General features: G+C 66.9%; 13 protein-coding genes. 12 read left to right on the forward strand and 1 reads right to left on the reverse strand.

The annotated features are described in order from the left end of the window. The first annotated feature begins 12 nt into the window (after positions 1–12). From pheT to LE190_RS05655, 5 genes are all read left to right on the forward strand, one after another. Entirely contained in the window at positions 13–2,439 is a 2,427-nt protein-coding gene (gene pheT / locus LE190_RS05635) for a phenylalanine--tRNA ligase subunit beta (RefSeq protein WP_225237756.1), read from the forward strand. A 140-nt stretch (positions 2,440–2,579) separates the two neighbouring features. Then, positions 2,580–2,942, forward strand: coding sequence for an integration host factor subunit alpha (locus LE190_RS05640; RefSeq protein ID WP_224947670.1), 363 nt, complete (start codon positions 2,580–2,582; stop codon positions 2,940–2,942). Positions 2,943–2,949: 7 nt separating this feature from the next. After that, positions 2,950–3,354 carry a MerR family transcriptional regulator gene (locus LE190_RS05645; RefSeq protein WP_225237757.1) on the forward strand — a complete coding sequence of 135 codons (405 nt, stop codon included), beginning with the start codon at positions 2,950–2,952 and terminating at the stop codon, positions 3,352–3,354. 228 nt (positions 3,355–3,582) lie between these two features. Beyond that, positions 3,583–4,215 (forward strand): response regulator, encoded by a 633-nt coding sequence (locus LE190_RS05650; RefSeq protein ID WP_027865355.1) that lies wholly within the window; start codon positions 3,583–3,585, stop codon positions 4,213–4,215. A gap of 222 nt (positions 4,216–4,437) precedes the next feature. Then, entirely contained in the window at positions 4,438–5,967 is a 1,530-nt protein-coding gene (locus tag LE190_RS05655) for a CHASE3 domain-containing protein (RefSeq protein ID WP_225237758.1), read from the forward strand. On the opposite strand, the gene LE190_RS05660 is transcribed toward LE190_RS05655, so the two are convergent. Next, entirely contained in the window at positions 5,948–6,748 is an 801-nt protein-coding gene (locus LE190_RS05660; RefSeq protein ID WP_225237759.1) for a Crp/Fnr family transcriptional regulator, read from the reverse strand. The two genes, LE190_RS05655 and LE190_RS05660, sit on opposite strands and share 20 nt — an antisense overlap. A 265-nt stretch (positions 6,749–7,013) precedes the next feature. On the opposite strand from LE190_RS05660, the gene LE190_RS05665 reads away from it, so the two are divergent. From LE190_RS05665 to LE190_RS05695, 7 genes are all read left to right on the forward strand, one after another. After that, a complete protein-coding gene (locus tag LE190_RS05665) occupies positions 7,014–7,718 on the forward strand; it encodes a response regulator transcription factor (protein ID WP_225237760.1) in 705 nt (234 codons plus the stop codon). A gap of 24 nt (positions 7,719–7,742) precedes the next feature. Next, the gene (locus LE190_RS05670; protein WP_225237761.1) at positions 7,743–9,080 is read left to right on the forward strand and encodes a sensor histidine kinase; all 1,338 of its coding nucleotides are present in this window, start codon (positions 7,743–7,745) and stop codon (positions 9,078–9,080) included. A 126-nt stretch (positions 9,081–9,206) separates the two neighbouring features. Then, entirely contained in the window at positions 9,207–9,641 is a 435-nt protein-coding gene (locus tag LE190_RS05675) for a type IV pilin protein (RefSeq protein ID WP_225237762.1), read from the forward strand. After that, complete coding sequence (locus LE190_RS05680) at positions 9,629–10,243, forward strand: pilus assembly FimT family protein (protein WP_225237763.1); 615 nt, start codon at positions 9,629–9,631, stop codon at positions 10,241–10,243. The genes LE190_RS05675 and LE190_RS05680 overlap by 13 nt, the downstream gene beginning before the upstream one ends. Beyond that, the gene (locus LE190_RS05685; protein WP_225237764.1) at positions 10,240–10,683 is read left to right on the forward strand and encodes a PilV family protein; all 444 of its coding nucleotides are present in this window, start codon (positions 10,240–10,242) and stop codon (positions 10,681–10,683) included. The genes LE190_RS05680 and LE190_RS05685 overlap by 4 nt, the downstream gene beginning before the upstream one ends. Beyond that, complete coding sequence (locus LE190_RS05690) at positions 10,680–11,855, forward strand: PilW family protein (RefSeq protein WP_225237765.1); 1,176 nt, start codon at positions 10,680–10,682, stop codon at positions 11,853–11,855. The genes LE190_RS05685 and LE190_RS05690 overlap by 4 nt, the downstream gene beginning before the upstream one ends. Continuing rightward, positions 11,852–12,442: a pilus assembly PilX family protein gene (locus LE190_RS05695; RefSeq protein ID WP_225237766.1), complete on the forward strand. Its 591-nt coding sequence runs from the start codon at positions 11,852–11,854 to the stop codon at positions 12,440–12,442. The genes LE190_RS05690 and LE190_RS05695 overlap by 4 nt, the downstream gene beginning before the upstream one ends. Positions 12,443–12,479: the final 37 nt, after the last annotated feature.

Here is a 12,479-nt window from a genome sequence, read left to right on the forward strand (position 1 = left end):
AGGCTAAATAACATGCAATTCTCCGAAAACTGGCTCCGTTCGATGGTCGACCCGAAGATGACTTCGGAACAGCTGTCGCATCTGCTCACCATGTCCGGCCTCGAAGTCGAGGAAGTCGAGGCGGTCGCGCCGCCGTTCTCGAACGTGGTGGTGGCCGAGGTCAAGGAAGTCGCCAAGCACCCGAACGCCGACCGCCTCAACGTCTGCCAGGTGGACGTGGGCACCGGCGAACTCCTGAACATCGTCTGCGGCGCACCGAACGTGCGCGCCGGCATGAAGGCGATCTGCGCCAAGGCCGGCGCCGTGCTGCCCCCTGGCCTTGATGGCAAGCCCTTCGAGATCAAGGTGGGGAAACTGCGCGGCGTCGAGTCGCAGGGCATGATGTGCTCGGCCAAGGAACTGAAGATCTCGGAAGAGAGCAGCGGCCTGATGGAACTGCCGGCGGATGCGCCGGTCGGCGCCAGCATCCGCGACTACCTCGGCCTGGACGACCTCAAGTTCACCATCAAGCTGACTCCGAACAAGGCGGACTGCCTGTCGGTGCTGGGCGTGGCGCGGGAAGTGTCGGCCCTGACCGGCACACCGCTGCACCTGCCGACCACCAAGCAGGTGGCCGTCACCACCGACGAAACGCTGCCGGTCAGGATTTCGGCGCCCGACCTGTGCGGCCGCTTCTCGGGACGCGTGATCCGCGGCCTGGATGCGCGCGCCGCCACCCCCGACTGGATGAAGCAGCGCCTCGAGCGCAGCGGCCAGCGTTCGGTATCGAGCCTGGTCGACATCTCGAACTACGTGATGCTGGAACTCGGCCGTCCCACTCACGTGTTCGACCTGGCCAAGATCCACGGCGGCCTGGACGTGCGCTGGGGCAGGAAGGGCGAAACCCTCAAGCTCCTGAACGGCAATACCGTCGACGTCGACGAGTGGGTCGGCGTGATCGCCGACGAGCGCGAGATCGAATCGCTGGCCGGCATCATGGGTGGCGACGCCACCGCCGTGAGCCTGGACACCACCGACATCTACCTGGAAGCCGCATTCTGGTGGCCGAATGCGATCCAGGGCCGTGCCCGCAAGTACAATTTCTCCACCGATGCGGCGCACCGCTTCGAACGCGGCGTGGACTATGCGACCACGGTCGAGCACATCGAGCGCATCACGGCGCTGATCGTCGAGATCTGCGGCACCGCCGCCACGCGCGTCGGGCCGGTCGATGACCAGTGCGTCAACCTGCCGCAGCCGAAGCCGGTCGCGATGCGCACCGCACGCGCCGCCAAGGTCATCGGCGTGCCGCTGACCGACGAGGTGGTGGCCGACATCTTCACCCGCCTGCACCTGCCGTTTACGTTTGAAAGCGGCGTGTTCCAGGTCACGTCGCCGTCCTACCGTTTCGACATCGAGATCGAGGAAGACCTGATCGAGGAAGTCGCGCGCGTCTATGGTTTCGAGAACATCCCGACCCGTCCGCCGGTGGCGCCGAGCAGCATGCTGATCGCGCCGGAGGACACCCGCTCGCTGTTCGCGATCCGCCACCAGCTGGCCGACCTGGGCTACCAGGAAACGGTGAACATGAGTTTCGTCGAAGCCCAGTGGGAGCAGGACTTTGCCGGCAACGCCGAGCCGATCCGCCTGCAGAATCCGATCGCCAGCCAGATGAGCGTGATGCGCTCGAATCTGGTGGGCAGCCTGCTGGCCAACGTGCGCTACAACGTCAACCGCAAGGCCGGCCGCGTGCGCGTGTTCGAGATCGGCGCCGTGTTCAAGCGCAATCCGCAAGCCCAGGACGGTCCGCTGTCGGTGGCCGGTTTCGACCAGCCCAAGCGCGTGGCCGCGATCGCCTACGGTCCGGTTGTCGACGAGCAGTGGGGCGAGAAAAGCCGCGCCGTCGACTTCTTCGACCTGAAGGCCGACCTGGAAGCCCTGTTCGCCCCGGCCACCCTGCGCTTCGTGAAGGGCGAGCATCCGGCCCTGCACCCGGGCCGTAGCGCCTTCGTCGAACTCGATGGCGTCCGCATCGGTTTCATCGGCGAGCTGCATCCGCGCTGGCTGCAGAAGTACGACCTGGCACAGGCCCCGGTCCTGTTCGAAGTCGATGCCGAGGCCGCGCGCCGCCGCAAGCTGCCCGCGTATGCCGAGATTTCGAAGTTCCCTGGCGCCACGCGCGACCTGGCGCTGGTGGTGAAGCAGGACGTTCCGGCCCAGGAAGTGCTGGATACCTTCCATGCCGAGATCGCCGTAAATCCTGCTGGCAAGATCGTGCAAGCCGTTGTTTTGTTTGATGAATACCGCGGCAAGGGGCTGGAGACGGATGAAAAAAGCCTTGCTTTCCGCTTTGGCTTGCAAGATACTCAATCGACGCTGCAGGACGAGGCGGTGGATGCCATCATGGCGGCGCTGGCTCGCGCGGCACAGGAAAAAGTCGGCGCCAGGCTGCGTGCATGATGCGGCTTCCCCGTACGCGGCGAAGCACTGCGCATCGTTCCAACACATCGTTTTCTTGAAGGGTGGGCTTCAAAATTAATAACAACGACGTTGATTCGGCCGTGTTCCAGGAAGCACTGGCGGCCGATCTGCACCGCGCGATGCAAGTGGCGCGCGTGCGGAAGGAAGCAGAGAAGGCGCTGCCGACCCTGACCAAGGCCGAGCTGGCCGAGCTGCTCTTCGAGCAGGTCGGCCTGAACAAGCGCGAAGCCAAGGACATGGTCGAGACCTTTTTCGACGAGATCCGCAACGCGCTCGAGCGTGGCGAGGCCGTCAAGCTGTCGGGCTTCGGCAACTTCCAGTTGCGCGACAAGCCGCAACGGCCGGGCCGCAATCCGAAAACCGGGGAAGAGATTCCCATCACGGCGCGCCGCGTCGTGACTTTCCATGCCAGCCAGAAGCTCAAGGGAATGGTTGAGGAGACCAACCCTCCAGGCAATAATCCGCTGGCCCGTGCTGCCTGAGTGCTAGATGAGCGAACGACCGAACAAACCTGAACCCGTGGTGCTGCCGCCTATCCCGGCCAAGCGCTATTTCACGATCGGCGAAGTGAGCGAACTGTGCGGCGTGAAGCCGCATGTGCTGCGCTATTGGGAGCAGGAATTTACTCAACTCAAACCGGTCAAGCGGCGCGGTAACCGCCGCTACTACCAGCATCACGAAGTGCTGCTGATCCGCCGCATCCGCGAACTGCTCTACGAGCAGGGCTTCACCATCAGCGGGGCGCGCAACCGCCTCGATGGCCATGGCCACGCGCTGGCCCCCGTGCCGGAAGCCGAACTGGCGCCACCGGTCCCGACGGTCGACATCGCCATGGTGCGGGCCGAGCTGGAGAGCATCCTGGCACTCCTGCGGCAGGGCAGCAGCGTCGTCTGAACCGCGCGCGGCAGCCGCCGGCCGACTATTTCCAGCGGCTACAGGGAGTGCGCGGCGCTTCTGGCCGCTCGTGCACCGGCCGTGTTTAACTCAGCAAGCGTGTGCCTTGCTGCCTTGCGCCATAGTGATAGAATGTCACCTGCGGTCATGCTGAAATCAACGCATGCAAGCCGGGGCGTGTGGACGGACCTGGCACTTTCCTTCACAGGGAAAATTTAAGGGAAGACAATGATACGCGTTGCCATTTGTGACGATCACCAAATAGTTCGAGCAGGATTCAAGCAGATTTTCTCGTCGTCCGGCGAATTCGAAGTCGTCGCCGAAGGCGCAACCGGGCGTGAAGCCCTCGACATCGCCCGGCGCGAGATCTGCGACGTGCTCCTGCTCGACATCGCAATGCCGGACCAGAGCGGCATCGATATCCTGCGTACCATCCGCCAGGGCCAGCCCAACCTGCCGGTGCTGATCCTGTCCGGTTATCCGGCCCAGCAGTACGCGCTGAACCTGTTCAAGATGGGCGCCAACGGCTACCTGAACAAGGAATGCGAAGCCGACGAGCTCAAGACCGCGGTGCGCACCGTGTACCAGGGCCGCCGTTATGTGAGCTCGACCGTGGGCGAACTGCTGGCCCAGAGCTTCGACCGCGATCCGAACACGGCCCTGCATACCGAGCTGTCGGACCGCGAATTCCAGGTCTTCCTGCGCCTGGCCAAGGGCGCCACCGTGTCCGATATCGGCAATGCGCTGTCGCTGTCGATCAAGACCGTGTCCACCTACCGCACCCGCATCATGGAAAAGATGGGCCTGCAGTCGAACAGCGACCTGACCTACTACGCCATGAAGAACAACCTGCTCGACTGAGCAGTGAAACGCGCCTGGCGACTGCGCCGGGCGCGGCCCGCGCTGTCCAGCAGCGGGCCTTTTTCCCCCACCGCGTTTTGCAACACGGCAGCTTGCATCCCGTCGCGTATGCGCGCACACTGCATCCGTCGGCAACCCATGCATGTCCGGGGCCGGGCTGCGCGGCCGCGCCAACCCGACTATAATCGGCCCGGATGGCACTAGTTGCGCGAAAGGAAGCTCATGTATTTCTCCACCGCCTTCGATGGCAAGCGTTTGCGCGGGCTGCCGTTCTCCAAGACCTTGTTGTGCGTGGCCTGTGTGGTGATTCTTGTCATCAATGGCGTGTTCCTGATTCGCAACCTGGATGACCTGCGTTCGGCCAATGCCTTGCAGGCCCAGACCGCGCGCGTGTCGGACGAACTGCAATACCTGAACCTCCTGGTGACCGATGCAGAAAGTGGCTTGCGCGGCTATTTCCTGTCCGGTGCCGAGCTCAACCTGGGTCCGCTGCATGCGGCGCCCCAGCAACTGGACAACCAGCTGCGCGCGCTCGGCGTGCTGTTGGCCGACAATCCTTCCCAGACCAAGAACCTGGCACAGCTGCGCACCCTGGTGCAGCGCAAGCTCGGCCTGATGCACCAGTCGCTCGAGGTGTACCGGCGCGGCGGCCTGGTCGACATCGTCGCGATTTCCGCCGCCGCCGACGAGCGCGGCGACATGGACGAGATCCGGCTCCTGGTGACCATCATGACGCGCGAGCAGAACGAACTGCTGGCCGCGCGCACCGCCAGCTTTTACGAGCAGTCGCGCCGCACGGTGCTGTCCGGGGTTGGCATCAATGCCATTGCGATCCTGGTGATCCTGCTGTTCTATAACCTGGTGCAGCGCAGCTTCGGCCTGCGCCTGGAGGCCGAACGCGCCTTGCAGAATACCAACGATACGCTGGAAGCCCTGGTGGCCGAGCGCACCGCCCAGCTGTCGGTACTGTCGCGCCACCTGATCCGGGTCCAGGAAGAGGAAAAGTCGCGCCTGGCGCGCGAACTGCACGACGAGATGGGGGCCAACCTGACCGCCATCGGCATGGACCTGAGCACGGTGGGCGAGCAGCTCAAGGGCACGCACCCGGAACTGGCCGCCATGCTGGGCCGGGCGCGCAAGACGCTGGTCGATACCGTCCAGCTCAAGCGGCGCATCATCGAGAACCTGCGTCCCAGCCTGCTGGACAACATGGGCCTGTCCGCTGCCCTGCAGAGCTATTGCGCCGACTACGCGCGCGTGACCGCGCTCGATTGCGACGCCCTGATCGACGATGCGGCCGACGCTGCCGGTCCGATGCAGGCGATCGCGCTGTTCCGCATCACCCAGGAAGCCCTGAACAACATCGCGAAGTACGCGCGCGCCCGCAGCGTGATCGTCAACCTGACGCGCGAACCGGATGGCTGGGAACTCGAAATCACCGACGATGGCATCGGCATCGCGCCCGACGCCATGGCCAAGCCGAAGTCGCACGGCCTGCTCGGCATGCGCGAGCGGGCCCTGCTGCTGGGTGGCAGCCTGAGGGTGGAGCCCGGCGTCAACGGTGTCGGCACCTGCGTGCGTGCCTGGCTGCCGCCAGAGGCGCCTGGGAGCGATGCGGGTCCAAGTCCATCTTTCGCTGCAGGCAAGCCGGAAACGACAACGCCGTTCCTGGGAACGGGAACGGCGTCGGGTTCAACGCGGGAGACGCCCGCCGAGGGCGCCACGCTCAGTCTTAACGGGCCACATCCATGAGCAGGCGGTCGTATTCCGACTTGGCGACCTTGTAGCATTCGCCCGCATACTCTTCCAGGCCTGCACGGTCGAGCACGGTGATATTGCCGCGACGGTACTGGATCAGGCCTTCGTCCTGCAGCTTGCCGGCAGCCGCGGTGATGCTTTCGCGGCGCACGCCCAGCATGATCGAAATCAGTTCCTGGGTCACTTTCAGCTCGTTGCTGGCCGAACGGTCCAGGCGGTCGAGCAGCCAGCGGCACAGTTTCTGCTCGATCGAGCTGTGGCGGCCGCCGACGGCGTTCTGGGCCATCTGGGCGAACAGGGCGTTCGTATAGCGCATCAGCAGCTGGGGCAGGGCGCCGCCGCGGTTGAAGGCGTCGCGCAGGAACTGGGTCTTGAGGCGGTAGCCGTAGCCAGCGCTCTGTACCACCGCGCTGCAGGTGGCACGTTCACCCATGAACAGCGAGACCCCGACCGCACCTTCGTGGCCGACCACCGCGATCTCGGTGGTGGCGCCGTCTTCCATCACATACAGCAGCGACACGATTGCGGTCGTCGGAAAATACACGTATTCCAGTTTGCTGCCATACTCGAACAATTCCTTGCCGAATGGCAGGGGAACCAACTCGAGGTGGTCAAACAGGCTTTCCAGGTCTTGGCGGGGCAGGGCGCCGAGCAGTTCGTTCTGCTGGGTGCCGCTATAGCTGACAACGGGGCGGGACGCGGCTTTCACAGTCTCACTCGTGGCTGGAATCTTGTGCTGCGCCTTGTGCGTACCACCAAGTTGAGTGTTGTTCATTTTATGGTCCTCTTTGCTCTGACGTGTCGGGTGCGATGCTGGTTGCGGTCCGGGGAGCGCTTTTTTGTTTCCTATCGCGATGTGTGAACATTAAAGCCATAGTCTGTTGCCGAACATAAGACTGGCTTCCGCCCCTATGTAGGCTTGGCCCATGGTATTTTGTCAGTCCAGTCCTACTGGGGAGATGACGTTCTGTCATCGCGTTTTCTTTGGATTGGGCAACAAAATCGCGCATAATGGGACTTTCCCATTTCTCTTCCCGCCGATGCCCCTGCAGTTGCTGCTGGTCGAAGACGACGCCGTTCTGGCCGATGGCCTGGTGCGTACCCTGCAGACGCACGACATGGCTGTCGAGCTGGTGCGTGATGGCCTGGCCGCCGATGCCCTCCTGCAGGCCTGTGCGCCAGCCAGGTTCGCCGTGCTGGTACTCGATCTCGGACTTCCCGGCATCGATGGCTTCGAGGTGCTGCGCCGCCTGCGCGCACGCGGCGCCACCACCCCGGTACTGCTGCTCACGGCGCGTGACGCCGTCGAGGACAGGGTGCGCGGCCTGGAAGCGGGTGCCGATGACTACCTGGTCAAGCCTTTCGCCAGCGCCGAACTGGTAGCGCGCATCCGGGCGCTTGCACGCCGGGCCGCGCCGGCGCCCGTCCAGCTTGCCCTGGGCCGCCTGAGCCTGGACACTGCCGCCCGCCGCGCCCGCATCGACGACCGCGTGCTGGAGCTGTCGGTGCGCGAATGGAGCGTGCTCGAGCACCTGCTGCAGCATGCCGGGCGGGTGGTATCGAAGCAGCAGATCATCGATGCCATCGCACCCTGGGGCGAGGACCTGACCCAGAACGCGGTCGAGGTCTACGTCTCGCGGCTGCGCCTGAAGCTGGACGGTGCCGGCGTGGCGATCCGCACCATCCGCGGCTTCGGCTACCTGCTCGAAGCCCAGGCCCCGTCCCAATCCCGGCCCCAGCCCTAGTCGAGCCGGACCGGCAAGCCCGCCATGCCCAGCATCCGCCTGCGCCTCCTGACCTGGCTGGTCGGCCCCATCCTCGTGTTCAACCTGCTGGCGGCCAGCCTCAGCTACCTGCTGGCCTGGACCCCGGCCCAGCTGGCCTTCGACCAGGGCCTGCTCGATGCCGCCACCGGCCTGGCGGCGCGCCTGCGGCCCGGGCCTGGCGGCGGCATCGAGCCGCCCGCGGACGCGGCCAGCCTGCTGGGCGCCGGCGCGCCGGACGCCAGCTGGTTCGCGGTGCGCGCTGCCGACGGCCGGCTGCTGGCGGGCGATGCCGCCCTGCCACGCCGCGTGGACGCCGCCGCCGTGCGCGACGCCTGGATGCATGGGCAGCCGGTGCGGGTGGCCAGCGTGCTGGTGGCCGGAGACGGCGGCGTGCTCGAGGTCGGGGTGGCCCGCACCCTGAGCCAGCGCCACCAGGTGCGTTCCGCCATCGTGCGCGCGCTGGTGCTGCTCGAAGTGCTGTTCGGCCTGGCGCTGCTGGGCCTGGTCTGGTTCTCGGTGGGGAACGGCCTGGCGCCGCTGGCGCGCCTGCGCGCCCGCCTCGATGCCCGCGGCAGCCATGACCTGGCGCCCCTGGACGACAGCGCCATGCCGCGCGAACTCGCGCCGCTGGTGAGCGCCTTCAATGCCCTGCTGGGACGCATCGCGGCCGGTGCCCGGGCCCAGGACGACTTCCGCGCCAACGTCGCGCACCAGCTGCGTACGCCGCTGGCCGGACTACGCCTGCAGCTGGAATGGCTGGCCGCGCGCCACCGCGACGATCCCGACACCGTGCGCAGCGTCGAGCTGCTGCTGCGCGCCAACGAGCGCATGATCCGCCAGGCCAACCAGCTGCTCTCGCTCGAGCGGGCCGCGCCGGACCGCTTCGAGCGCGCCCGGCTGGCGCCGCTCGACCTGGCGGCGCTGGTGGGCGAGGCAGTCCAGCCCTTCGTTGAACAGGCGCTGCGCAAGGAGATCGACCTCGGCTTCGAGCTGGCGCCGGTCATGGTCCGCGGCGACCGCCACATGCTGCGCGACCTGGTCGACAACCTGGTCGACAATGCGCTGCGCTATACCCCCGGGCACGGTACCGTCACCGTGCATTGTGGCGCCAGCGCGGATGGCGCCCTGTTCGCGGTCGAGGATTCCGGCCCCGGCATCGCGCCCGAGAAGCGGAGCCGGGTATTCCAGCGCTTCGTGCGCCTCGACGAGCACAGCAGCGGCAGCGGACTCGGCCTTGCCATCGTGCGCGACATCGCCGACGCCCACGGCGCCGAGGTGACGCTCGAGGAGGGGCCGGGCGGGCAGGGCAGCCGTTTCAGCGTCCGCTTCCCACCGCTTTGAGCGCGCGCAGTCCTGTGCGCTTGTCAGGGTTTTGTCAGGTTTTCCTCAGGGAAATGCAAGCTTCGTGGGTTATGATGCCCCATGGAAACATTCCGGCAATCCGCCGGCTTCCTCGGAGAGCAATCCATGCACAAGCGCCAGGCCGGTTTTTCCCTGATCGAAATCATCGTTGCGGTGGCCATCATCGGCATCCTGACGGCGATCGCGTTGCCGTCCTATAACGGCTACGTCATGCGGGCGCGCCTGACCGAGGCCTTCACCGGGCTGGCCGGCGCCCAGCCGTTGATGGAGCAGCACTGGGCCAACGAACGCAGCTACGAGATCGAGGACGATGACACCCGCGCCAGGCTGTTGCCGAAGGAATCCGACAGCTTCAGCTTCGAACTGAGCGAGGCCAGTGCCAGCGCCTACCTCCTGACCGCCACCGGCAAGGGCGCCGCGGACGGCTTCGTGTTCACCATCGACCAGAACGGCCAGCGCGCTACCACCGGCGTGCCGGAAGGCTGGACCGCGCAAGACGACTGCTGGGTCGACCGCAAGGAGGGCACATGCGCAGAATGAGCGGCTTCACCCTGGTCGAAGCCCTGATCGCCCTGGCCGTGTTCGCGATCCTGCTGGCGATCGGCGTGCCGCGCATGGCGGACTGGCTGGCTGCCTCGCGCGCCGCCTCGGCCACCCGCTTCTATGCCGAGGGTCTGGCGCTGGCGCGCGCCAAGGCGCTCGCGCACAATGGCGCCAGCCGCCTGGTGCTCACGCCGAACACGTCCAACGGCCAGTACGACTGGCAGGTCGACCTGTGCTTTCCGACACCGGAAGACCCGTGCACGGCCAGCGGCGACTGGTCCAGCGTCGAGGACGCGGTCAAGCCCGAGGAAGACGGCGGCGAGGGTTACACGTCGGTGGCGCGCAGCGCCGCCACCTTGCCATCGAGCGAGCGCATGACGGTCAGCCCCGGTCCGGATGGCGCCACCGCCGTCTATTTCACGCCGCTTGGATGGGTCGATACCCGGATCGAGCCGCGCATGATGCGCATCGACCTCGAACCGACGGCCGGCGCGCCGGCCCTGTTCCCGGCCTCGAGCGTGGTCCTGACCCTGGCCGGGGTCGCCGCTACCTGCGACCCCGAGGCCGCCGATGACGATTCGCGCAGGTGCCCGCAATGAGGCCGCGCCTCGTTCCCCCGGCCCCGCCGCGGGCCCAGCGCGGCATCGCGCTGCTGGAAGCGCTGCTGGCCGCGGTGATCCTGGCGATCGGCCTGCTCGGTACGATCGGGCTGCAGGCGCGCTCGTATGCCGCGCTGTCCGATGCCGGCATGCGCGCGGAGGCGGCGATTGCGGCCAACAAGCTGCTCGGCATCATGAACACCGACATCAGCCACCTGGAAGACTACGCACTGGAGGCGGATGGCGAGCCCTCCGCGCGCCTGGAGCAGTGGCACGAGGAAACCGTGCGCCTGATCCCCGGCGCGCGCATCACGATCGCGGTGACGCCAGGCGAGGATGCGGCGCCGGCCGCCGTCGACATCGCCATCCGCTGGCAGCGCAAGGCGGACACGCCGGGCAACACCCACCGTGTCACTTCCTATTTCGCGGGGTCGCGATGAAGGCGCGGCGCAGTGCCGGCTTCTCGCTGGTCGAACTAATGGTGAGTGTCGTGATCGGCCTGCTCGCGGTGCTGTTTGCCACCCGCCTGATGACCGACGCCGAGCGCAACAAGGCGGCCGCCCTGGGCGGCTCCGACTCGATGCAGAACGGGATGCTGGCGATGTTCTCGATCAGCGGCGACGCCGAGCAGGCCGGGTTCGGCCTGAACGACCCGCTGATCGTCGGCTGCGACACGGTCATGGCCGACAGCGAGGGCTTCCAGATGGCGCCGGCGGCGCGCGGCACGGCGGTGGTGCGGCCGCTGGCGGCGGCGGTGATCGCGTCGGGCGGCGAAGGCCCGGACCGGATCACCCTGTATTCGGGCAGCTCATTCAGTGGCACCGGTACCCTGCGCGTGACCAGCGACTACATCGGCGGCAACCGGCTCGACGTCGACCGCGTGCCCTATGGTTTCGCGCGCGGCGACGTGATCCTGGTGGCGCCGGAAAAAGCCGGCGAGCGCTGCTCGCTGGCCCAGATCTCATCCAACCCGGCCGCGCTGGCGCCGCCGCCTTCGCAGCAGTTCATCGCCTTCGGCGGCTCGGGCTTCCGCTTCAACAGCGGCGCGCTGGGCGCGCAGTACACGGGGGGCGCGGCGCGCGTGTTCAACCTCGGGCCGGCGGGCAGCCTGGGCTTTCGAACCTGGTCGGTCGAAGGCGGCTTCCTGCGCCTGCGCGCCACCGACCTGGGCGGGGCCGGTGCGGCCTCGCAGGCGGTGGCCGACAACATCGTCTCGCTCAAGGCGCAGTACGGCTTCGACACCCGCGCCGGCGAGCTGTTCCAGCCGGAGGACGGCCTGCGCCTGGGCGCCTGGTCGAACACCATGATCGATGCCGACGGCGACGGCGTGGCGGGCAATGCCGGCGACTACCAGCGCGTGGTCGCGCTGCGCATCGCCGTGGTCGCACGCGCGAAAAACCCCGAGCGCGCCGATCCGGCCAGCGGCCAGTGCAAGGCGACCAGCACGCGCCCGACCGTGTTCGCGACCCAGGACGCCGAATTCACCGAGGCCGAGGCGGTGCAGGTGGACGTGGAAGTGGAGGGCGATCCGGTCGACTGGCGCTGCTACCGCTACCGCGTATTCGAAACCATCGTCCCGCTGCGCAACGCGGGCTGGAGGCCGACCGCATGACGCACGCGATTCCGACCAGGCAGCGCGGCATCGCCCTGCCGGTGATGCTGATCATGCTGCTGGTGATGCTGGTGTCCAGCATCTACCTGCTGCGCGCCAGCAATTCGACCACGCTGACCGCCTCCAACCTGGCCTACGACGCGGCGCTGGCGCGCGCGGCCGACTTCGGCCTGCACAGCGGATTCGAGTGGCTGAGCGAGACGGCCAGGACCAACAAGGTGCAGCTCGACAGCCACGTGCCCGACGAGGGCTACCGCGCCACCCTCGATACCACCCAGAGCGTGCGCTCGAGCGGCTTCTGGGACGGCGCCAAGGAGGTCGACGACGGCCACGGCAACCGGGTGCGCTACGTGATCCACCGCATGTGCCGGCTCGACGTGTCGTACAGCGACCCGGACAACGCCTGCGTGCAGACCGCGGCCAACAGTTCCTCGCTCGGCAATACCGTGCGCATCGGCGACAGCCTGGCCTCGGATGCGCCGGTCTATGCCGGCGTGCCGCAGCTGCATTACGTGATCACCGCGCGCATCGACGGTCCGCGCGGCGGCAATGTGATTACCCAGATGGTGGTCCTGATCGGCGCCTGAGCCACCAGGCCGGACACCGTCACCTGAACAACGGAAA

The organism is Massilia hydrophila (genome assembly GCF_020208145.1).
GTDB classification, from domain to species: Bacteria; Pseudomonadota; Gammaproteobacteria; order Burkholderiales; family Burkholderiaceae_D; genus Telluria; species Telluria hydrophila.

Coding starts and splice junctions, on each gene's coding strand:
- pheT (WP_225237756.1), top strand. CDS start 13: ATGCAATTCTCCGAAAACTGGCTCCGTTCGATGGTCGACCCGAAGATG.
- LE190_RS05640 (WP_224947670.1), top strand. CDS start 2,580: ATGCAAGTGGCGCGCGTGCGGAAGGAAGCAGAGAAGGCGCTGCCGACC.
- LE190_RS05645 (WP_225237757.1), top strand. CDS start 2,950: ATGAGCGAACGACCGAACAAACCTGAACCCGTGGTGCTGCCGCCTATC.
- LE190_RS05650 (WP_027865355.1), top strand. CDS start 3,583: ATGATACGCGTTGCCATTTGTGACGATCACCAAATAGTTCGAGCAGGA.
- LE190_RS05655 (WP_225237758.1), top strand. CDS start 4,438: ATGTATTTCTCCACCGCCTTCGATGGCAAGCGTTTGCGCGGGCTGCCG.
- LE190_RS05660 (WP_225237759.1), bottom strand. CDS start 6,748: ATGAACAACACTCAACTTGGTGGTACGCACAAGGCGCAGCACAAGATT.
- LE190_RS05665 (WP_225237760.1), top strand. CDS start 7,014: ATGCCCCTGCAGTTGCTGCTGGTCGAAGACGACGCCGTTCTGGCCGAT.
- LE190_RS05670 (WP_225237761.1), top strand. CDS start 7,743: ATGCCCAGCATCCGCCTGCGCCTCCTGACCTGGCTGGTCGGCCCCATC.
- LE190_RS05675 (WP_225237762.1), top strand. CDS start 9,207: ATGCACAAGCGCCAGGCCGGTTTTTCCCTGATCGAAATCATCGTTGCG.
- LE190_RS05680 (WP_225237763.1), top strand. CDS start 9,629: ATGCGCAGAATGAGCGGCTTCACCCTGGTCGAAGCCCTGATCGCCCTG.
- LE190_RS05685 (WP_225237764.1), top strand. CDS start 10,240: ATGAGGCCGCGCCTCGTTCCCCCGGCCCCGCCGCGGGCCCAGCGCGGC.
- LE190_RS05690 (WP_225237765.1), top strand. CDS start 10,680: ATGAAGGCGCGGCGCAGTGCCGGCTTCTCGCTGGTCGAACTAATGGTG.
- LE190_RS05695 (WP_225237766.1), top strand. CDS start 11,852: ATGACGCACGCGATTCCGACCAGGCAGCGCGGCATCGCCCTGCCGGTG.